The 19,146-nt window shown below is 74.6% G+C and carries 21 protein-coding genes; 15 read left to right on the top strand and 6 right to left on the bottom strand.

Features of this window, described 5'->3' with window-relative positions:
- The first annotated feature begins 50 nt into the window (after positions 1-50).
- Both OHB09_RS03455 and OHB09_RS03450 read left to right on the top strand, forming a co-directional pair.
- The gene (locus OHB09_RS03455; RefSeq protein ID WP_006144491.1) at positions 51-836 is read left to right on the top strand and encodes a glutamate racemase; all 786 of its coding nucleotides are present in this window, start codon (positions 51-53) and stop codon (positions 834-836) included.
- An 80-nt stretch (positions 837-916) separates the two neighbouring features.
- The gene (locus tag OHB09_RS03450) at positions 917-1,459 is read left to right on the top strand and encodes a hypothetical protein (RefSeq protein ID WP_040897289.1); all 543 of its coding nucleotides are present in this window, start codon (positions 917-919) and stop codon (positions 1,457-1,459) included.
- Between the two features lie 56 nt (positions 1,460-1,515).
- Here OHB09_RS03450 and OHB09_RS03445 read toward each other — a convergent pair whose 3' ends face one another.
- Positions 1,516-2,622 (bottom strand): O-antigen ligase family protein, encoded by a 1,107-nt coding sequence (locus tag OHB09_RS03445; protein ID WP_328921592.1) that lies wholly within the window; start codon positions 2,620-2,622, stop codon positions 1,516-1,518.
- Positions 2,623-2,865: 243 nt separating this feature from the next.
- Between OHB09_RS03445 and lnt the strand changes: the two genes are divergently transcribed.
- The 3 genes from lnt (at position 2,866) to OHB09_RS03430 (ending at position 5,609) form a co-directional block, all read left to right on the top strand.
- Positions 2,866-4,548, top strand: a complete 1,683-nt coding sequence (lnt, locus tag OHB09_RS03440) for an apolipoprotein N-acyltransferase (protein ID WP_328921591.1) — start codon at positions 2,866-2,868, stop codon at positions 4,546-4,548.
- 62 nt (positions 4,549-4,610) lie between these two features.
- The gene (locus OHB09_RS03435) at positions 4,611-5,087 is read left to right on the top strand and encodes an NUDIX hydrolase (RefSeq protein ID WP_191854719.1); all 477 of its coding nucleotides are present in this window, start codon (positions 4,611-4,613) and stop codon (positions 5,085-5,087) included.
- 120 nt (positions 5,088-5,207) lie between these two features.
- Positions 5,208-5,609, top strand: a complete 402-nt coding sequence (locus OHB09_RS03430; RefSeq protein WP_234528132.1) for an SseB family protein — start codon at positions 5,208-5,210, stop codon at positions 5,607-5,609.
- 2 nt (positions 5,610-5,611) lie between these two features.
- Here the strand turns inward: OHB09_RS03430 and OHB09_RS03425 are convergent, their stop codons facing one another.
- On the bottom strand, positions 5,612-6,001 hold the full coding sequence (locus OHB09_RS03425) for a MarR family winged helix-turn-helix transcriptional regulator (RefSeq protein WP_006144499.1): 390 nt from the start codon (positions 5,999-6,001) through the stop codon (positions 5,612-5,614).
- Positions 6,002-6,043: 42 nt separating this feature from the next.
- Positions 6,044-6,406, bottom strand: a complete 363-nt coding sequence (locus tag OHB09_RS03420; protein WP_006144504.1) for a VOC family protein — start codon at positions 6,404-6,406, stop codon at positions 6,044-6,046.
- A gap of 370 nt (positions 6,407-6,776) precedes the next feature.
- Between OHB09_RS03420 and OHB09_RS03415 the strand changes: the two genes are divergently transcribed.
- The 7 genes from OHB09_RS03415 to OHB09_RS03385 all read left to right on the top strand — a co-directional run bounded on the left by OHB09_RS03415 (position 6,777) and on the right by OHB09_RS03385 (position 11,430).
- The gene (locus OHB09_RS03415; RefSeq protein ID WP_006144505.1) at positions 6,777-7,028 is read left to right on the top strand and encodes an ArsR/SmtB family transcription factor; all 252 of its coding nucleotides are present in this window, start codon (positions 6,777-6,779) and stop codon (positions 7,026-7,028) included.
- A gap of 200 nt (positions 7,029-7,228) precedes the next feature.
- The gene (gene crcB / locus OHB09_RS03410; RefSeq protein ID WP_191891226.1) at positions 7,229-7,714 is read left to right on the top strand and encodes a fluoride efflux transporter CrcB; all 486 of its coding nucleotides are present in this window, start codon (positions 7,229-7,231) and stop codon (positions 7,712-7,714) included.
- The gene (locus OHB09_RS03405; RefSeq protein WP_006144508.1) at positions 7,711-8,097 is read left to right on the top strand and encodes a DUF190 domain-containing protein; all 387 of its coding nucleotides are present in this window, start codon (positions 7,711-7,713) and stop codon (positions 8,095-8,097) included. Before crcB (OHB09_RS03410) ends, OHB09_RS03405 begins: the two co-directional genes overlap by 4 nt.
- Positions 8,098-8,106: 9 nt before the next feature.
- Positions 8,107-8,481: a fluoride efflux transporter CrcB gene (crcB, locus tag OHB09_RS03400; protein ID WP_167794971.1), complete on the top strand. Its 375-nt coding sequence runs from the start codon at positions 8,107-8,109 to the stop codon at positions 8,479-8,481.
- A 215-nt stretch (positions 8,482-8,696) separates the two neighbouring features.
- Positions 8,697-9,533 carry an undecaprenyl-diphosphate phosphatase gene (locus OHB09_RS03395; protein ID WP_319118661.1) on the top strand — a complete coding sequence of 279 codons (837 nt, stop codon included), beginning with the start codon at positions 8,697-8,699 and terminating at the stop codon, positions 9,531-9,533.
- A gap of 167 nt (positions 9,534-9,700) precedes the next feature.
- Positions 9,701-10,378, top strand: a complete 678-nt coding sequence (locus OHB09_RS03390) for a FadR/GntR family transcriptional regulator (RefSeq protein WP_040897440.1) — start codon at positions 9,701-9,703, stop codon at positions 10,376-10,378.
- Positions 10,379-10,434: 56 nt separating this feature from the next.
- Positions 10,435-11,430: an asparaginase gene (locus OHB09_RS03385; RefSeq protein ID WP_234528135.1), complete on the top strand. Its 996-nt coding sequence runs from the start codon at positions 10,435-10,437 to the stop codon at positions 11,428-11,430.
- A gap of 36 nt (positions 11,431-11,466) precedes the next feature.
- Here the strand turns inward: OHB09_RS03385 and OHB09_RS03380 are convergent, their stop codons facing one another.
- A complete protein-coding gene (locus tag OHB09_RS03380; RefSeq protein WP_006144514.1) occupies positions 11,467-12,663 on the bottom strand; it encodes a D-alanyl-D-alanine carboxypeptidase family protein in 1,197 nt (398 codons plus the stop codon).
- 99 nt (positions 12,664-12,762) lie between these two features.
- The gene (gene rho / locus OHB09_RS03375) at positions 12,763-13,977 is read right to left on the bottom strand and encodes a transcription termination factor Rho (RefSeq protein ID WP_328921590.1); all 1,215 of its coding nucleotides are present in this window, start codon (positions 13,975-13,977) and stop codon (positions 12,763-12,765) included.
- 438 nt (positions 13,978-14,415) lie between these two features.
- Between rho and OHB09_RS03370 the strand changes: the two genes are divergently transcribed.
- Complete coding sequence (locus OHB09_RS03370; protein WP_328921589.1) at positions 14,416-15,204, top strand: hypothetical protein; 789 nt, start codon at positions 14,416-14,418, stop codon at positions 15,202-15,204.
- A gap of 35 nt (positions 15,205-15,239) precedes the next feature.
- Here OHB09_RS03370 and OHB09_RS03365 read toward each other — a convergent pair whose 3' ends face one another.
- A complete protein-coding gene (locus OHB09_RS03365) occupies positions 15,240-16,754 on the bottom strand; it encodes a glycosyltransferase family 39 protein (protein ID WP_328921588.1) in 1,515 nt (504 codons plus the stop codon).
- 155 nt (positions 16,755-16,909) lie between these two features.
- On the opposite strand from OHB09_RS03365, the gene OHB09_RS03360 reads away from it, so the two are divergent.
- Together OHB09_RS03360 and OHB09_RS03355 are read left to right on the top strand one after the other, a co-directional pair.
- Positions 16,910-17,590, top strand: a complete 681-nt coding sequence (locus tag OHB09_RS03360) for a response regulator transcription factor (protein ID WP_040897451.1) — start codon at positions 16,910-16,912, stop codon at positions 17,588-17,590.
- Positions 17,577-19,115, top strand: coding sequence for an ATP-binding protein (locus OHB09_RS03355; RefSeq protein ID WP_328921587.1), 1,539 nt, complete (start codon positions 17,577-17,579; stop codon positions 19,113-19,115). The genes OHB09_RS03360 and OHB09_RS03355 overlap by 14 nt, the downstream gene beginning before the upstream one ends.
- Positions 19,116-19,146 lie beyond the last annotated feature (31 nt).

Below are 19,146 nucleotides of genomic sequence, written 5' to 3'. Positions count from 1 at the left end.
TCTGCCACCACACCGGCGACCCCACGGAAGGGATCGTCTAAGGTGACCGGGTGAAGATCGCGCTCATGGACTCAGGAATCGGACTGCTCCCGGCCGCCGCCGCGGTGCGCCGACTGCGACCCGACGCCGATCTCGTGCTCTCCTCCGACCCCGAGGGCATGCCCTGGGGCCCGCGCACCCCCGAGGACCTCACCGTCCGCGCGCTGGCCGTCGCCGAGGCCGCCGCCGCGCACCGGCCCGACGCCCTGATCGTCGCCTGCAACACCGCTTCCGTGCACACCCTGCCCACGCTGCGGGCCCGCCTCGAACCCGGGCTGCCGGTCATCGGCACCGTGCCCGCGATCAAACCGGCCGCCGCCGGCGGCGGACCCTTCGCCATCTGGGCCACCCCGGCCACCACCGGCAGCCCCTACCAGCGCGGCCTCATCGAGGAGTTCGCCGCCGGCCTGGACGTCGCCGAGGTGGCCTGCCCCGGCCTCGCCGAGGCCGTGCAGCACGCGGACGAGGCCGCGATCGACGCCGCGATCGCCGACGCCGCCGCGCGCACGCCCGGGGACGTGACGACCGTCGTCCTGGGCTGCACCCACTACGAACTGGTCGCCGAACGCATCCGCGCGGCCCTGCGCGGACCCGGCCGCTCCCCGCTCGTCCTGCACGGCTCCGCCACCGCCGTCGCCGCCCAGGCGCTGCGCCGCATCGGCGCCCTCCCGGACCCGGAGGCCACCACGCGGGGCACGCTCACGGTCCTCCTGAGCGGACGCGAGGCCCCGCTGCCCCGGGAGGCCGCCTCCTACGAGGAGGGCCGGCTGCTGGACACGGTGAGCCCCGCACGCTGAGGCCCTCCCGCGCGCCCGTCCCCGGGGCGACCCTGTGCGAGCGACTGCCCCCGGAGCGGAATCGGGCTACCCTCTTGGACATGAGGGACCACCCCCACGGTGACCACAGGCATCCGGACATCTGGACCGGACGCGCCACCAACCGCGTCCAGTGGCTCGCGGCCCTCGCCGGCGCCGCCTGCCTCGCACTCGGCATCGAGCTGGCCGTCGACTCGGCATGGGAATCCGGCGTCGCCGCGCTCGCCATGTCCGTCGTGGGCTGCATCGCCGCCGGGCTGCTCATCCTCTACGGCACCCTCGCCTTCGTGCACGTCGCCGTGAAGGTCGACGGGGAATGCCTCGAGGTGCGGTGCGGCCACATCGGTGTGCCACGCCGCCGCATCCCCCTGTCCCATGTGGCGGGCGCCGAGTTCGCCCCCCGGGTCACCCCGCGCCAGTGGGGCGGCTGGGGCTACCGCTGGCGGCCCGAGAAGGGCACCGCGGTGGTCGTACGGCGGGGCGAGGGGCTCGTGCTGCGGCTGTGGGACGGGCACGTGTTCACCATCACCGTCGACAACGCGGAGGCCGCGGTCCGCATCATCAGCGACCGCCTGCACCCGCCGGTGGCGGACCCGGCGAACTGAGCCGGGCCGCACCGCCCGCGACCGGTCCGGCGGACCGCGCCGCCCGCGACCGGCCCTCACCGGTCCTCGCGCCCCGGAGCGCCCTCGCCCCCCTCGCCTCCCGCGCCGCCCTCACTTCCGTCGCCGCCCAGCGGCCGGGCCGTCGCCATGCCCGCCAGCGCCCCCACCCCCACGGTGACCGCCGTGAAGCTCAGGGCGTTGCCCGCCGAGGCCAGCACACCCACCGCCGCCAGCGCCACACCCGCGCTGAGCACCACCGGGGTCCCACGCGGTGAGCGCCACAGCGCGTACAGCACCCAGACGCACGCCGCCGCCAGCAGCGCCACCCCGACGAGGCCCTGCTCCGCCGCCTGCTGCAGGGCCGCCGAGTGCGGCCGGCCGTCGGAGGCCAGAGAGCCCGCGGCGGTCGGGCTCAGCTCACCGAACCGTCCGGGACCCGTGCCGAGCAGGAGGTCATGGCCGGCCAGCCCCGCCGCGTCCCGCCACAACAGGATCCGGTACGCGCCGAGCTGCCCCTCCGCCGAGGCGGCCAGTCCCTCCGGCAGGGCGTCCTCGGCCACCGCCCAGGCCAGTGCGGCGGCCGCCGCCACCGCGGCCGCGGGACCCGCGAGCGCCAACCCGCGGTGTGGCATCCGCGCGGCGGCCAGCGAGCAGAGCAGCACCCCGGCACACGCGAGGCAGCCGGCCACCGAGCCCTGGACGGCGGCGGCCACGGCCGCACCGGCGGCCAGGAGCCGCAGCGCGAGGCGGGGCAGCGGCGCCGAGGCCGCCCAGGCGGCACAGCAGGCGGCGCCCGCCGACAGCGCCAGCAGCGCGGCCGTGGCACCGGCGTGACCGAGCGGCGCGTCGAGCCGGGGGCCGGCGGTGGCGTCGGGAACACCCAACGCCAGCCAGAGCCCCGCCAGGGCGCCCACGGCGGGCGCGGCCACCGGCAGCACGGCACCGGCGATCCGGCCCGTGGCGTACCCGGCGGCGACCGCGAGGACCGCGAGCAGCACCCCCTCGGGTCGTGCGTCCCGCCCGGCCGCCGTGAGCAGCGCCCACCCGGCGCAGGCGCCGAGGACCGTCACCCCCCACGCGTCCGCGCTGCCGCGCCGCTCGCGGACGGCCGTCCCCCCGGCCGCCCGGCCCGCCGCCCGTGCCCCGTCCTCCGCGGTGCCCACGCCTCGCCCCCGCCCTGTCGTGCCCGGCCCGACGCCCCCGGCCGGTACCCCGCCCCCTGGCGGCGGCCGGACACGGCGGGCGTCCCCCGTCCCGGGCTGGGGCACACCGTAACGGGCGGAGGCCGTTTTGTGTACGAGCTGTGCAGAAACGGTCCAGCCGAGGTGACGGCCGGTGCCGGGGGAGCGGTGGGAGCGGCCGGACCGAACTGTCGGCCCGCTGGTCACGCACCGTAGACTCCCAAGGTGACCGCCACCGCCACCTCCGTGGACCGGCCCGACCGGCTCGGCCCCAGGGCCACGCCGGCCGCGCGCCCCCTCCGCCTGCTGCGCCGGCTCCTGCCTGCCGCCCTCGCGGCGCTCTGCGGAGTGCTCCTCTACGTCAGCTTCCCGCCCCGCACCCTGTCCTGGCTGGCCCTCCCGGCCTTCGCCGGATTCGGGCTGCTGCTGCGCGGTCGCACCTGGAAGTCCGGGCTCGGCCTCGGCTATGTGTTCGGCCTCGGGTTCCTGCTGCCGCTCCTGGTGTGGACCGGGGTCGAGGTCGGCCCCGGCCCGTGGCTCGCGCTCGTCGTGGCCGAGGCGGCCTTCGTCGCCCTGGTCGGCGCGGGCATGACCGCCGTGTCCCGGCTGCCCGCCTGGCCGGTGTGGGCGGCCGCCCTGTGGATCGCCGGCGAGGCGGCCCGCGCGCGCGTCCCCTTCGGCGGCTTCCCCTGGGGCAAGATCGCCTTCGGTCAGGCCGACGGGATCTTCCTGCCCCTCGCCGCGGCCGGCGGCACCCCGGTGCTCGGCTTCGCGGTCGTCCTGTGCGGCTTCGGGCTCGGCGAGGCGGTGCGCCTGGCGGTCGAGGCCCGGCGTACCGGCGCCCTCCGGCGCGGGGCCGCCGTCCTCGCCCTGCTGAGCGTGGCCGTCCCCGTGGCCGGCGCGCCGGCCGCCCGCACGCTGGTCAGCGACAAGGCGGAGGACGGCACCACCACGGTCGCCCTCATCCAGGGCAACGTGCCGCGCGCCGGCCTCGACTTCAACTCCCAGCGCCGGGCCGTCCTCGACTACCACGCCCGCGAGACCCGTCGCCTGGCCGCCGAGGTCGAGGCCGGCCGGAAGCCCCGGCCCGACCTCGTGCTGTGGCCGGAGAACTCCTCCGACATCGACCCCTACACCAACGCCGACGCCTACGCCGTCATCGAGGGCGCGGCCGAGGCGATCAAGGCGCCCCTCTCGGTCGGCGCGGTCGTCGAGCGCGAGGGCAAGCTGTACAACGAGCAGATCCTCTGGGAGCCCGGGAAGGGCCCGCGGGGCATCTACGACAAGCGGCAGATCCAGCCCTTCGGGGAGTTCCTGCCGCTGCGCGGCATGATCGGCGCGCTCAACGAGACGTGGACGTCGATGGTGCGCCAGGACTTCAGCCGGGGCCACGAGCCGGGCGTCTTCACCATGGCGGACGCCCGCGTCGGCCTCGTCACCTGCTACGAGGCGGCGTTCGACTGGACCGTCCGGTCCACCGTCACCGACGGTGCCCAGCTCATATCGGTGCCCAGCAACAACGCCACCTTCGACCGCAGCGAGATGACCTACCAGCAGCTCGCGATGTCCCGGGTCCGCGCCGTGGAGCACAGCCGCACCGTCACCGTGCCGGTGACCAGCGGCGTCAGCGCGGTGATCATGCCCGACGGCCGGATCACCCAGAAGACCGGCATGTTCGTCGCGGACTCCCTGGTGCAGAAGGTGCCGCTGCGTTCCTCGCAGACGCCCGCGACCCGGCTGGGCGTCCTGCCGGAACTGGCGCTGGTGCTCCTCGCGGCCGGCGGTCTCGGGTGGGCGGTGTCCGGCGCGGTCCGCGCCCGCCGCACCGCCGGCACCACGCCCGCCGGCACCACTCACGTCGGCACCACTCACGTCGGCACCACGCGGCAGGCGTCCGACCAGGCGTGACGGGCGAACGGCGGCCGGGCCCCGGCAAGGGACGGTCACCGGACACCCCCTAGGGTCGGGGCATGGCCACCCCTGACTTCATTAGCACCCTCCGGGCCTCTGCGGGCCACCAGTTGCTGTGGATCCCCGGTGTCACCGCCGTCGTGCTGGACGACACCGGCCGGATCCTGCTCGGGCAGCGCGCCGACAACCACGAGTGGGCGCTGATCGGCGGCATCCCGGACCCCGGGGAGCAGCCCGCCGACTGCGCCGTGCGCGAGGTGGAGGAGGAGACGGCGGTGCACTGCGTCGCCGAGCGTGTCGTGTCCGTCGGCGCGAGCCGCGAGGTCACCTACGCCAACGGTGACGTCTGCCAGTTCATGGACATCACCTTCCGCTGCCGGGCCGTGGGCGGCGAGGCCCGGGTGAACGACGAGGAGTCGCTCGCGGTGGGCTGGTTCGCGCTGGACGCTCTGCCCCCGCTGCGGGACGCCCACCACTTCCGCATCAAGCAGGCCCTCTCCGAGGAGCCGACCTGGTTCGGGACCACCGCCGTCTGACCCGGAGTGATGTCCTGGCCCGAAGGCGCATGGTCCGGATGCGCCTGGGTAGGCGCCCCGGCGTCCGATCGGGCCGTGCGTACTCCGGGCTGCCCGACCGCCACGACCTGGGAATCTGCCATGGACACACCCGAAAGCCCCCGCACGACCACCGCCGTCCGGGACGCGCTCACCACCTTGCTGGTGGACGCCGAGGACACCGACGCGCTGGACACGCTGGCCGGGAGCGAGGTCCTGATCCCCGTGCCGGACGACGCCACCGACGAGGACGCCACCGATCCGGGCACCGTCGCCCTGCCCGTGCTGGAACAGTCGGGCGGGCGGCAGACCGTGCCGGTCTTCACCTCGGAAGGGGAGATGGCCGAACTGCTGCCGTCCGTCACCCGCTACCGACTGGTCCCGCTCGGGGCGCTGGCCGCCCAGTGGCCCGCCGACGAGCTGTCCCTCACCATCGACGCCAGTTCACCGCACGGGCTGACCCTCGACTCGCACGGTGTCCGCAGCCGACTGGCCCGGTTCTGACGTCAGCCGTTCAGCATCCGTTCGAGCACCGCTCGTTGCAGGGGCCGCACATCGGCGTGCAGAGTGCGGCCCTTCTCGGTCAGGGCGATCCAGACGCCGCGCCGGTCATGCTCGCAGACGGAACGCTTCACCAGGCCCTCCTTCTCCAGCCGGCCGATGAGCCGGGAGAGAGCGCTCTGGCTGAGATGGACGCGGTCGACCAGACTCTGCACCCGGCACTGCCCGTCCTCCCGCGAGGCCTGCGCGGCGAGCAGGTCGAGCACCTCGAAGTCGCTGGCCCCCAGGCCGTGCGGGTGCAGGGCGCGGTCGATCTCGCACATCGTGCGCGCGTGCACGGACAGGATGTCCCGCCACCGCTCCTCGAGCGGGGAGGCGGCTGTCTTCGCTGACATACCCGAACGGTAACAGCATCCGGCCATTCGTTGAGCGTGCAACTAACTCGCCGTGGTGCTCGCCGGGTCCTCGGTCAGCCCCAGCAGGTTGCCGTCCGCGTCCTTCACGAAGGCGATCAGCTTCCCGCCGCCGACGTCCTGCACGTCCTGGAGCACCTCGGCGCCGGCCTCCCGCAGCGCGGCCAGCCGGGCCCGGATGTCGTCGACGTGCCAGTAGGGCACGGGACCGGTCATCCCCCTGGCGTGCCCGTTGGGGTCGAGCCCGATGTCCTGTCCGGCGTCCTTGAACCCGACGTAGTACGCCTCGTCGGCATAGGGCTCCGTCCCCAGCAGCGCCCGGAACAGCGCCTTCGCGCGGCCGAGATCCTTGACGGGGTAAATGACGGTCCGCACTCCACCGGTCATGGCGGCACTCCTCATCTCTCGATGTCAGTCGGTGTGGCTTCGGTGTTTCTCAGTGTTGGTCGGCGTTTGTCAGTGTTTGTCAGTGTTTCTCGGTGCTTCTCGGGTCTTTCGGTGGTGCTCGACGGTGCTCGGGGTGTCCCCGTGCCCCTCGTGTGCTCCGGGGCCGTACCGCCCCGGTGAGAACCACGCTAGGCGGGCGGGGCGCCCGTCGGCTTCTCGAAAACTGACCGGTCCCCGTCGTGGCGGTGCCCGCGTGCCCGGGCTTTCGGCCCCGTACCGCCGCGGTGCGTACTTCGGCCCATTAGGCCCTCCGCGCGGCCCCCCGCCCCGCGCGACAGTGGGCACCGCGAGGTCGTCGGGAAGGGGCGCCGTGCTGAAGTCACCCATGGGCGGGGGCGGGATCCGCCGCCGCATCCTGGATCTGCTGGCGGACCACGAGGGCGCCACCGCCCCCGCCGTCGCCCGGCTTCTGGGCATCGCCCCCGAGCTCGCCCGCGCCCATCTCGGCGTCCTCACCGCGGCGGGGCTGCTGCGCGCCGAGCGCTCCGGCGGGCGGACGCGCTACCACCGCGACGAGGCACGCATCGCCGAGGCCCGCGACCTGTTCGAATCCGGGTGGTAGCCGTCCGGGGCAGGGGACCCCGCCGCCGGTCGCCCGCCTCCCGCCCCGCGCGATAACCTTTTGACCGGCCGCGATCCCGGAGCGCGGCGCGGCGGTGGGGCCCGCCGTACCCCAACCGCGGCAGGGTCGCCGCCAACGGTCCCTACTTGCACCCGAGCGTGCCCGGCGGACCGGGCCCCGGCGAGTAGGAGCAGCAGCACATGACGGTCCCGCAGCCCGAGCGCGTCGACGATCCGGCGACCGCGTCCGCCCTCACCCCCGCCCGCCGCCCGCCCGTATGGCGCGGTCAGGGCCGCGCCGTCGCGGTGGTCGCCCTCGGCGGCGGCATCGGCGCCACCGCCCGCTACGCCGCCGGCCTGCTGTGGCCCACACCCGTGGGCGGCTTCCCCTGGGCCACCCTGTGGGTCAACGTCCTCGGCTGCGCCGTGATCGGCGTCTTCATGACCCTCCTCGCCGAGGTGTGGGCCCCCCGCCCTCTGGTGCGGCCCTTCTTCGGCACCGGCGTGCTCGGGGGCTTCACCACGTTCTCGACCTACGCCGTCGACATCGAGAGGCTCCTCGACGCCGGCCGTCCCCGCACCGGACTCGCCTACCTCGCGGCCACCCTGCTCGCGGCCCTGGCCGCCGTGTGGCTCGCGGCCGCCACGACCCACCGCCTGCTGCACGCGACCGGGAGGATCCGATGACCGTCCCCACCCGCCGCGCCCTGCGCCTGACCGTGTTCCTCGGCGAGAGCGACACCTGGCACCACAAGCCCCTCTACGCGGAGCTCGTGCACCGCGCCCATGCCGCCGGTCTCGCCGGCGCGAGCGTGTTCCGGGGCATCGAGGGATTCGGCGCCTCCTCGGTGATCCACACCTCACGGCTGCTCTCGCTCGGCGAGGAGCTCCCCGTGGCCGTCGTGATCGTGGACGCCGAGGACCGGGTACGGGCCTTCCTGCCCCGTATCGAGGAACTGCTCACCGGCGGACTCGCGGTCCTCGACGCATGCGAGGTGCTGACCCCGGGGACCCCCGCGCCCCCGGGCGACCCGGAACGGCATCCGGGCGAACCGGGATCCGGAAGGTAAGAACTGCTTGTGAACTGGCTGCTGGTCCTCGCGGGTGCCATGGTCGGCGCCCCGCTGCGCTTTCTCACCGACCGGGCGGTGCAGTCCCGGCACGACTCGGTCTTCCCCTGGGGCACCTTCGTGGTCAACGTCATCGGGTGCCTGATCCTCGGATTCCTCACCGGCGCCGCGACCGCGGGCGCGGCGGGCTCCCGGCTGCAACTGCTGCTGGCCACCGGCCTGTGCGGGGCCCTGACCACCTATTCGACCTTCTCCTACGAGACCCTGCGGCTGGCGCAGGACGGCGCCCGTACCTACGCGGCCCTCAACGCGGTGGCGAGCGTGGCGACCGGGCTCGGCGCCGCCTTCGCCGGGGTCTCGCTCGCCGGAGTCCTGTGGCCCTGAGGACGCCGCGCGGTGGCGGAAGGACCGGCTCCCGCGTGCGGTGGGACCGTACCCGCCGCGGGAGCGACGCAGGCCGGCCGCCGGCACGCCGTGGGCAGTACTCCTCGCCCGGCTTCCCGCCGCGGCCCGTGGCCCGTCCTTACGTCCGCCCTTACGTCCACGTGCGTTCCTCACGTGTCCGCACCACTCCTCTTCCGCGAGCAGAACTGGATCCCATGAGCGTCATCAGCGTCGGTCAGGCCGTCGTCCTCGGAGCCGTCGAGGGGGTGACCGAGTTCCTTCCCGTCTCCTCCACCGGCCATCTGAAGATCACCGAGGGGCTGATGGGCATCCCCGTCGACAACGACGCCGTCGTCGGGTTCTCCGCCGTCATCCAGGTCGGCGCCATCGCCGCGGTGCTCGTCTACTTCTTCAAGGACATCGTGCGGATCGTCTCCGCCTGGTTCCGGGGCCTGGCCCACCGCGAGGAGCGGTACCACCACGACTACAAGTTCGCCTGGTGGGTGATCGCGGCGACCGTGCCGATCGTGATCGTGGGTCTCGCCGCCAAGCCGCTGATCGAGGGGCCGCTGGCCTCCCTGTGGGTGGTGGCGGGCTCGCTGATCGTCGGCAGCGGGGTCATGTGGGCGGCCGACCAGATGGGCCGGCACAAGCGGGGCGAGGACGACACCTCGTTCAAGGACGCGATGCTCGTCGGCAGTTCGCAGATCCTGGCGCTGCTCTTCCCCGGCTTCTCCCGCTCCGGCGCCACGATGTCCACGGCCCTCGTCCTGGACCTGGACCGCGTCGCCGCCACCCGCCTGTCCTTCTTCCTCGGCATCCCCGCCCTCACCGGTGCCGGCCTGTACGAGCTGAAGGACGCCCTCGGAGCCGGTGTGGGGGCCGCTCCGCTCGCCGCCGGGACGCTCGTGTCCTTCGTGGTCGCCTACGCCTCCATCGCCTGGCTGCTGAAGTTCGTCGCCAAGCACTCCTTCAACGCGTTCGTGGTCTACCGGCTCATGGTGGGCGTGGCCCTGCTGGGCCTGCTCGGCGCCGGCGTGCTCGACAGCTGACGGCCCGCGTCCGGTGGGGTCGTGGTGGCGCGGTCCCACCCGGGCGGACGGGGCAGGTCCGAGGGCTTTCGGCGCGCTTGACAGAAACGTTTCGGCGGCCGCAGGATCGTTTCGTGAACCTGTCAGACAGCCAGACAGCCGCCGGGAGCCCGCGGCGCGTCAGCGCCCTGGAAGCGGTGCTCACGCACCTGCGCGGCGCGATAGAGCGCGGCGAGTACGCGATCGGCGACCGGCTGCCCTCCGAGGCCGAACTGTGCCGCACCCTGGAGGTGAGCCGCCCCGTCCTGCGCGAGGCCCTGCGCGCCCTGCAGACCATGGGGCTGACCGTCTCCCGCACCGGCCGGGGCACCTACGTCGTCGCCGACGCCGCCCGCGAGCCCACCTTCGGCGAGTACACCGCCGGTGACCTGCTCGAGGTACGGCGGCACGTCGAGATCCCCGTGGCCGGCTACGCGGCACTGCGCCGCACCCCGGACGACCTGGACAAGCTGACCCACCTCCTTGACCGCATGGAACGGGAGACGGACACCACCGTGTGGGTGGCGATGGACACCCTCTTCCACCTCTGCGTGGCCGAGGCCGCCCAGAACCCCGTCTTCCGCCGGGTGATCGAGGAGATCCGGGACGCGCTGGCCCGCCAGTCCGCCTTCCTCAACGACCTGGGCGGGCGGCGCGAGCACTCCGACCGGGAGCACCGCGCACTCGTCGAGGCCCTGCGCGAGGGCTCCGAGCAGGACGCGGTGCGCGCCATGTCCCACCACCTCGACCGCGTCGAGACCACCCTCACCGACATCGTGCGCCCGGCGCGCACGGACACCCCCACGCAAGGCGGACCGGAGCAGTGACCGAGCAGCACCAGAACCCCGAGCCCGGCGCCGCCTCCACGGCCTCCCGCGCCGACGTGGCCGCCGCCCCCGTGATCCGGGAGCCGCGCCACGCCCCCGTCGCCCACGTGGTGCGCGGCGGGCTCGTCGAGGGCGTCCACTACGGATCGGTCCTCGTCCTCGGAGCCGAGGGCGAGGTGCTGCTGGACGTCGGCGACACCGAGGCCGCCTTCTATCCGCGCTCGGCCCTCAAACCCGTGCAGGCGGTCGCGATGGTGCGGGCGGGACTGCCGCTCGACGGGGAGCTGCTGTCGCTGGCCGCGGCGAGCCACTCGGGGGAGGAGGAGCACCTCGACGGCGTGCGCCGCCTCCTCGGGGAGGCCGGGCTCACCGAGCGGGACCTGCGCAACGTGCCCGACCTGCCCTTCGGCGCGGAGGAGCGCGAGGCGTGGATCCGGGCGGGACGGGCCCCCTCCCGGCTCGCCCAGAACTGCTCGGGCAAGCACGCGGCGATGCTGTACACCTGCCGGGTGAACGGGTGGCCCCTGGAGGACTACCTCGACCCCGGGCACCCGCTGCAGCGGGCGATCGCCGCGACCGCCGAGGAGCTGACCGGGCAGCGGATCGCCCGGGTCAGCGTCGACGGCTGCGGCGCGCCGCTGTTCGCCGTCTCCCTGCGGGGACTGGCGCGGGCGGCGGCCCGGCTCACCACCGCCCCGGCCGGAACGGCGGAGGCACGCGTCGCGGACGCGATGCGGGAGCACCCGGAGACGGCCTCCGGGAGCACGCGCGACGTCGCCGCCCTGATGCGGGCGGTGCCGGGGCTGCTCGCCAAGGACGGCTTCGAGGGAGTGCAGGTGGCCGCGCTCCCGGACGGACGCGCGGTGGCGCTGAAGGTCTCCGACGGGGCCGACCGGGCGAGGGTTCCGGTGGCCGCCGCCGCGCTGGAGTGGGCCGGGGTGGACGGGGACGCCCTCAAGGGGTTCACGGGAACGGTGCTGCTGGGCGGCGGACGGCCGGTGGGCGCCGTCTCGGCGGTGCCGCCGCTGCCGGCTCCCGGCGCCGCCGGATGACCCGGCAGGGATCGCGCCCCGCCACCCTCCGGGTGGTCACCCGTGCCGGCGACGGGAGACGGCACGCAGCGCGAGGGTGAGCAGCGCGGCCCCCGACAGCGCCGCCCCGCACACCAGCGCCACGTCCAGCGGCGAGTCGGACGAGGCGGCCGCGTGCGCCCGGGCGGGCGGTCCGGGGCGCGCCTTCGCCGGTGCGGAGGCCGGTGCCGGGGGTGTCCCGGGCGTGTGAGGGGCGGGTGCCAGGGAGCCCACCGCCGTCACGTGGCCCTCCGCCCCGAACCCCCAGTCCAGCAGTGCCCGCGCCTCCTCGTACACCTGGAGGCCGCCCCCTGACCGGGGGTGCAGCACCGTCACGACCAGGGTGCGGCCGCCCCGCCGTGCCGCGGCGATCAGCGTGTTGCCGGCGCCGCTGGTGTAGCCGTTCTTGACGCCGATCAGCCCCGGGTAGGGGGCCACCCCGTCGGCCCCGGTCAGCAGGCGGTTGGTGTTCTGGATGCCGTACGGCTGCCCGTACCCGGGGAAGTACGCCTCGGGTGTGGCGCAGTACCGCGCGAAGTCCGGGTCGTGGAGTCCGGCGCGGCCGAACACGGCGAGGTCGTAGGCCGAGGACACCTGGCCGGGCCGGTCGTAGCCGTCGGGCGAGAGGACGTGGGTGTCCCGGGCGCCGAGTGCGCGCGCCTTGTCCCGCATCCGGCGGGTGGTCGCCTCCAGACCGCCGTTCATCGCGGCCAGCACGTGCACCGCGTCGTTGCCGGAGCTGAGGAACACCCCGCGCCACAGGTCGGCCACGGTGTAGGTGAGTCCCTCGGCGACGCCGACGAGGCTGCTGCCCGGGCCGATGCCGCGCAGTTCGGTCTCGTCGACGGTGTGCCGGGCGTCGGCGGGCAGGGCGGGGAGCACGGTGAGGGCGAACAGTGCCTTGAGGGTGCTCGCGGGCGGCAGCGGGCGGTGCGCGTCGTGTGCGGCGAGCACGTCCCCGCTGTCGGCGTCGGCCACCAGCCAGGAGAGCGCGGAGACCTCCGGGACCGCGGGTGCCCCCGGCCCCGGCCGCACCTGCGTACCGGCCCCCTCGGCCGCCGTGCCCCGACCGGGCGCCTCCGGCGTCGCGGGGGCGGAGGCCGGTGCGGAGGGGTCCGTCCCGGCGGCGGACGGGCTCGGCGCGAGGGCCAGCGCGCCGACCGCGCAGAGAGCGGCGCCACAGGCGGCAATGCGGTGTGAGAAGCCGATGGTCATACCGGCTACGCTCGGGAAGAGAGGCTGCCCGCGCCGGTCGGGCCGGTCCGAACGGGCGGATCAGGCACCCGGTTGACGCAGCCCTCGCGCGTCGCGCCGTCAGCCCTGCCGCAGCGTCGGCCGCACCTGGTGCAGGAACGCGGCGTTGTCCGGGGTGGCGCGCAGCCGCTGCAGCAGCGTCTCGTAGCCACCCGCCCCCTGGCCCTGCCCCTCGCGGGACACGAGGGCCCGCCGCAGGCCCCGTACGGTGCTCAACTCCTCCTGGGGCAGCAGGAGTTCCTCGCGCCGGGTGCCGGAGCCCGCGAGATCCACGGCGGGGAAGACACGCCGGGCGGCCAGGGTGCGGTCGAGCCGTAGTTCCATGTTGCCCGTGCTCTTCAGTTCCTCGAAGAAGTAGTCGTCGGCGCGGGAGCCGGTCTCCACCAGGGCGGTGGCCAGGACGGTGAGCGAGCCGCCCTCCTCGGCGAGCCGCGCGGCCCCGAAGAACCGCTTCGGGCCGATCAGGGCCGAGGCGTCGACGCCGCCGCTGAGCGTGCGGCCGCCGGCGCCCGCCGCGTTGTTGTGGGCGCGGCACAGCCGGGTCAGCGAATCCAGCAGGATCACCACGTCACGGCCCTGTTCGACGAGCCGTTTGGCGCGCTCCACGACGAGTTCGGCGAGTGCGATGTGCTGCTTGGGCGTGCGGTCGAAAGTGGAGGCGTACACGTCGCCCCGCACCGAGCGCCGCATGTCGGTCACCTCCTCGGGTCGCTCGTCGAGCAGCAGCACCATGAGGTGGGCCTCCGGGTGGTTGCCCGCCACGGCCGCGGCGATCTGCTGCAGCAGTACGGTCTTGCCGGTCTTGGGCGGGGCGACGAGCAGCCCGCGCTGCCCCTTGCCGACCGGCGCGAGCAGGTCGATCAGGCGTCCGGAGATCCCGCCGGCCGGGTGTTCCAGGCGCAGCCGCTCCCGCGGGTGCAGCGGGGTGAGGTCGTGGAAGTGCGGCCGGTCACGGGCCTCGGCGGGGGTGCGGCCGCCGACGCGGGTGACGTCGCTCAGGGCGCGACGGTCGCCGAGGACGCCCTCGACGTGGTCGCCGGCGCGCAGTCCGTACCGGCGGACCAGCGCGGCCGGGACCTCGGTGTCGGCGGGCGTGGGCAGGAGCCCGCCGGTGCGCAGCTGCCCCTTCCCGTGCCGGTCGAGGTCGAGGAGGCCGGCGGCGGTGCGCACGGCGGAGTCGCCGGAGGCGCGGCCGGGAGCCGTGCGGTCCGGGGAGCGGCCCGGGGTCCGCCGTGTCGCGGCGGAGCGCTCGAGGGTCGAGGTGGTGGTCGTCATGGAGGCGGTCCTTTCGGAACGGAACGCGGAAGCACGCGAGGAGGAGGGCCGCGAGGGGAGGGCCGGAGGGCACGTCTCCGCGGGGCGGCGAGAAGGACATCCCGGGCGCGGTTCCGCGAGGGGGAACCGCCGTGTCGGCGGAATGCCGGGTGGAAAGCCACCGGCCGGTCGCACGAGGACGGGCGAGCGGTGGAGAAAGAGGGTGAGGACGGCACCGGCGCCCCGGACGGGGCGTGACACGGGTGCTGCTCGCAGAGTAAGCACCCGGCCTGCCCACGTCAAGCCTCGCCCGGTACGGACGGGAATCCTCGCCCCGCCGCGGGGCGGCCGGGGCGCGTGGCCGAAACCCGCCGCGCCAGCCGCCCGCGCACCGCCTCGGGCCGCAACAATGCGGCACAGAAGGGGACTTGACCATCCATCAGGCACTATCGTCAGGTCATGTCGACGCCGCCGAAGCCCTCGCAGCCGCCGGAACCGCCGGAGCAGCAGTCACCGGCACCGCCCGGCGCGTACGCGTATCCGCCCCCGGGCGGCCCCACCTACGCCGGGCCCGGACCCTACGGCCCCTACCCCCCGGCAGCCACGGGGCGGCCCCCCGGTGGCAGCGGCGCGGGGCGGGCGGTGCTGTGGGCCGCCGCCGGCGCCGTGCTCGCCTCCGCCGCCTGGGCCGTCGCCGTCTTCGCCCTGGACGCCGGGAAGGACGGGGCGGACCTGGGCGGTTACACCGCCGCGGCCAACCTCTGCGGCAAGGCCGACCATTCGTCCTTCGACGACACGTACCCGGGCGACGACAACGCCTCGCACCAGTCGCTCCGGGACTCCGCCCTGGAGACCAGCTACTGCAGCCTGAGCCTGCGGAAGTCCACCTCCAGCCTCGCGGACGCCTACCTCACCCTCCAGATGGACCTGCACAAGGAGACCGACCCGGGGCCGGAGTTCCGGGCCCTGTGGAAGAACTACGACGACCTGCACGACGGCTACGACGTGGACACCGTCGACGGCATCGGGGACGAGGCGTACCTGGTCAGCCAGGACACCTCCAGTGACTCCACGACCGGCTCACGCTACGCCACCCTCGCCGTACGGGACGGCTGGATGACGTGGACGATGACCTACAGCAACTACTTCACCTCGTACGGCTCCGACAAGGACGCACCGAAGCTCGACGAGGTCACCGACTGGATGAAGGCGGACACCGAGTCCACACTGGAGGCGCTCCGGGGCTGAGCGCGTCCGGCGTGGACCCGGCCGGGGGCGGGGGATCAGGAACCCGGCTTCGCGGACGGGGCGCCGTCCCGGACGAAGACGGTGACGCGCGCCCCGTCGACGAGGGTGCTCCGCCGCACGTGGAAGTGGAGCCGCAGGGTGCGCGCCTTGGCCCGCTCCCGGGCGGTGGCGGGCGGACGGGCGCCCGCCGGGTCGCGCACCACGACGATCCGGTCGTACCGCAGCATGCGCGCCGCCACGTCCCGGGCGGAGAACTCGACACCGCTCAGGGTGTTCGAGGCGGCGGGGTCCCGCTTCAGCGCCAGATCCGTCACGGCGCGGGTGTCCGCGGGGTCGGCCCCGATCCAGGACCTGCGCTGGGCGGGAAGGTACAGCAGCCCGTCGCCGGGCCGGCCCTCGTGCCGTATGGCGGCGCCGACGGCGGTCACGTCGTTGCTGCGGCTCTCCGGCGTCCGCAGCGCGAGGCTCGCCGGGACGAGGACGGCCAGGACGGCGAGCGCCGCGAGGACGGCGACGGCCGTGGTCCGCGGGGTGCGGGAGGACCACCACCGCCGGTGCAGATGGCTCAGGCAGGCGCCGAGCAGCAGGGCGGTGCCGATGTTGCCGTAGAGCACGTACCGGTCGACGAACAGCGGCTTGACCAGGGAGGCGAGCAGCAGGAGCAGGCAGGGGAGCACGACCAGCGGCACGGCCAGCGCGGCGAGCCGCACGGGCCCCCGCGCCCGCAGGGGCACCACCTTCGCGCCCACCACACCAGCGGCCGCCAGGGGCAGGAAGTCCAGGATCCGCACCGGCCCGTTGATCCACGCCACCTGCTGCGACTGGCCCGCGCTGAGGAGGACCAGCGGGAGCAGCCCGGTCACCACGGCCGCGGCGGACACGGACCACGCCCTCAGCACCGGCCGGGGGACCCGGGCAAGGAGCAGCGTGGCACCGTGCGCGGCCAGGGCGAGCACCGCGAACTCGTGCAGCAGACAGGCCGTCAGCATCGTCGCGCCGTAGACCACCCACCGCCACCGGTCGCGGTGCGCGAGGCCGGCCAGGAGGGCGACGGTCGCCCAGCTCACCAGGGCGCAGACCAGGGCGTAGGAGCGACCCTCCTGGGCGTACTTCTGCACCTGGGGGAGGAGCGTGAACACCAGCCCCGCCGACAGCCCGGCGGGGGGCCCCGCGAGCCGCAGCCCCAGCAGCGCGACCCCGCTCGCGGCCGCGCACATCGCCAGCACCGAGGGCAGCCGCAGCGTCAGCAGGCCCTCGCCGAAGAGGCCGAACAGCCCGTGCATCACGCTGTAGTAGACGGCGTGGACCAGATCCACGTGCTCGGCCGTGCGCCATATCTGCGCGAGGTCGCGCCGCGCGAGCTGGTAGGTGACGGTCTCGTCCCCCCACATGCTGTTCTGCCTGCGGATGCCCCAGAGTCCCAGCACGAGGGCCAGCGCCGGCGGGGCGAGGAGGACGAGGGCCCGGTCCGGGCGGGGCGACCGCCGCGGGACGGGCGCGCGACGCGCGGCCCTCTCGAGCACGACGGGGGCACGTTCATCGAGGGACATGTGCGGCAGCGCCTTTCGACGGTGACGGGCGAGTGCCGACAGCGTGCCGGGACCTCGTTGACCGATCGCTGACCCGACCTGACCGGCAGATCAGGAAGCGCGGACCTGATCGCGTGGTCAGGAAGGCGGGCCGGCGCTGTGCCACGCTGCTCGCCATGCGCATACTCGTGGTCGAAGACGAGGTGGACCTCGCCCACACCCTGCGGACCGGGCTGACCGCCGAGGGGTACAGCGTCGACCTCGCACATGACGGCCGGCAGGGACTGTGGATGGCCCGGACCGGCGAATACGCCCTCGTCGTCCTGGACTTGATGCTCCCCGGCCTCAACGGCTACAAGGTATGCGCCCAGTTGCGCCGCGAGGGCAACGCCACTCCCATCCTGGTGCTCACCGCCAAGGACGGGGAGTGGGACCAGGCGGAGGCCCTCGACACGGGGGCCGACGACTACCTGGCCAAACCCTTCTCCTATCTCGTACTCGTGGCACGGCTGCGGGCACTGGTCCGGCGCGCGGCCACGGTCGCCCCGCCCGTCCTCGCGGTGGGCGACCTGTCCCTGGACGTCGCCGGCCGGGTGTGCCGGCGGGCCGGGACCCGGGTGGACCTCACCCCCCGGGAGTTCGCCGTCCTCGAACTGCTGGCCCGCCGGGCGGGCCAGGCGGTCTCCAAGGGCGACCTGCTCTACCACGCCTGGCCCGACGAGGCGGTGGACCCCAACCTCGTGGAGGCGCGCGTCAGTTCCCTGCGCAAGAAGGTGGACACCGCGTTCCGGCGGCAGTCCCTGCAGACCGTACGAGGCACCGGCTATCGATTGGTGGACGACCGTGAACGTGACTGAACCCCGGCGCCGCCGCTGGTGGCCCCTCTCGGTGCGCGCCCGCACCGCCCTCGCGGTCGCCCTGGTCACCGCCGTCGTCCTCGTCGGCGTCGGCGCGTGGGTGCACCGGGAGATCTACCGCGAGAGCGAGGGGATCGCCGAGAACCAGACGCGCACGGATCTCTTCGCCCTCGTCCACCAGGTGAGGAACGGTTCGGTTCCCGGGCGCGGGAGCACCGCGCCCTACGAGATCGTGGCGACCGGCCGGCGCACCGCCGTCGCCTCCGGCGGAGGCATGGAGGACTTCGACCCCGAGGCCCGCCACGTGCTGCCCACCCCGCCCGCGAGCTTCTCCCCGGAATCGCTCGTCAAGGACAAAGGGAAGGACGAAGAGGAAGACGAAGAGAGTGGCGAATGGGGCCATGCGATGCGGCCCCTGCGTATACCGGAGCGCAGTGACTACCGGCCCTCGTACGGCGAGCATCTGGCCGGCAAGACCTACACGGTCCTGTACGACGACGTCTGGGCCGGCAGCCTGGGCAAGGACAAGGCCGCCGCCCTGGGCGTCGCCCCGGACGCCACGCTGCGGGTCTACACGGTGCTGCTGCCGGACACCGCCGAGGAGATCGCCGACACCACCGACGGCCTGCTGCTGCGGGCCGGGCTCTTCAGCCTCGTACTGATCGGCGCAGCCGCCTACTTCACCGTCCGGCTCGCGCTGCGCCCCATCGAGGCCATCCGCGTCCTCACCGCCTCGGTGACCCCCAACGACCCCCGCGAACGCATCACCCTCCCCGCCACGGGACATGAGATCTCCGCCCTGGCCACCACCCTCAACGGCACCCTCCAGCGCCTCGACGACGCCGCCGCCCAGCAGCGCCGCTTCGTCGCGGACGCCTCCCACGAACTGCGCAGCCCCCTCACCACCCTGCTGGCCAGCCTGGAGGTCGCTCTCGCCTACCCCGAGCGCACCGACTGGCCCGCCACGGCCACCACCGCCGCACGGCAGACCCGCCGCCTGCAGGAGCTCGCCGAGGACCTGCTGCTCCTCGCCCGCCTCGACACGCGGGCCTCCCGAACCGACCCCGCGATCATCGACCTGGCCGCCCTCGCCGCACGACTGACCGAGGAGTACCCGCCCGGCGAGCGCACCTTGGACCTCACCTGCGAGGCCACGGGCCACGCGTACGTGCACGGCAACAGCGAGGAACTCGAGCGGCTGCTGCGCAACCTCCTGGACAACGCCGCCCGCCACGCCGCACACCTCGTCCGGGTCACCGTCCGCAAGGAGGAGGACGACGAGGTCGTCGTCACGGTGCACGACGACGGGCCCGGCGTGCCCCCCGAGGACGCCGAGCGGGTCTTCGAACGCTTCGTGCGGCTCGACGACGCCCGCTCCCGCGACCAGGGCGGCACCGGCCTCGGTCTCGCCATCGCCCGCGACGTGGCCGCCCGCCACGGAGGCACCCTCACCCTGGCCCCCCGGACCCTCGGCGCCTGCTTCCGGCTGAGCCTCCCCGGGCTCCCCGTCCCGGCCGAGGTGTGACGGTCGCCGGGGTTCATCGGGCGAGAACGCA

The sequence above is a fragment of the Streptomyces griseoaurantiacus genome (assembly GCF_036189845.1).
Classification (GTDB): Bacteria; Actinomycetota; Actinomycetes; order Streptomycetales; family Streptomycetaceae; genus Streptomyces; species Streptomyces griseoaurantiacus.
Note: the sequence above shows the minus strand (reverse complement) of the source record. Positions and strands in the feature narration are given on the sequence as shown.

Excerpts from the sequence above, each read along its gene's own strand:
- OHB09_RS03395 (WP_319118661.1), top strand. The coding sequence starts at position 8,697 with ATGAGCGTCATCAGCGTCGGTCAGGCCGTCGTCCTCGGAGCCGTCGAG.
- OHB09_RS03435 (WP_191854719.1), top strand. The coding sequence starts at position 4,611 with ATGGCCACCCCTGACTTCATTAGCACCCTCCGGGCCTCTGCGGGCCAC.
- OHB09_RS03380 (WP_006144514.1), bottom strand. The coding sequence starts at position 12,663 with ATGACCATCGGCTTCTCACACCGCATTGCCGCCTGTGGCGCCGCTCTC.
- OHB09_RS03360 (WP_040897451.1), top strand. The coding sequence starts at position 16,910 with ATGCGCATACTCGTGGTCGAAGACGAGGTGGACCTCGCCCACACCCTG.
- OHB09_RS03425 (WP_006144499.1), bottom strand. The coding sequence starts at position 6,001 with ATGTCAGCGAAGACAGCCGCCTCCCCGCTCGAGGAGCGGTGGCGGGAC.
- crcB (WP_191891226.1), top strand. The coding sequence starts at position 7,229 with ATGACGGTCCCGCAGCCCGAGCGCGTCGACGATCCGGCGACCGCGTCC.
- OHB09_RS03420 (WP_006144504.1), bottom strand. The coding sequence starts at position 6,406 with ATGACCGGTGGAGTGCGGACCGTCATTTACCCCGTCAAGGATCTCGGC.
- OHB09_RS03405 (WP_006144508.1), top strand. The coding sequence starts at position 7,711 with ATGACCGTCCCCACCCGCCGCGCCCTGCGCCTGACCGTGTTCCTCGGC.
- OHB09_RS03430 (WP_234528132.1), top strand. The coding sequence starts at position 5,208 with ATGGACACACCCGAAAGCCCCCGCACGACCACCGCCGTCCGGGACGCG.
- rho (WP_328921590.1), bottom strand. The coding sequence starts at position 13,977 with ATGACGACCACCACCTCGACCCTCGAGCGCTCCGCCGCGACACGGCGG.
- OHB09_RS03370 (WP_328921589.1), top strand. The coding sequence starts at position 14,416 with ATGTCGACGCCGCCGAAGCCCTCGCAGCCGCCGGAACCGCCGGAGCAG.
- OHB09_RS03450 (WP_040897289.1), top strand. The coding sequence starts at position 917 with ATGAGGGACCACCCCCACGGTGACCACAGGCATCCGGACATCTGGACC.
- OHB09_RS03365 (WP_328921588.1), bottom strand. The coding sequence starts at position 16,754 with ATGTCCCTCGATGAACGTGCCCCCGTCGTGCTCGAGAGGGCCGCGCGT.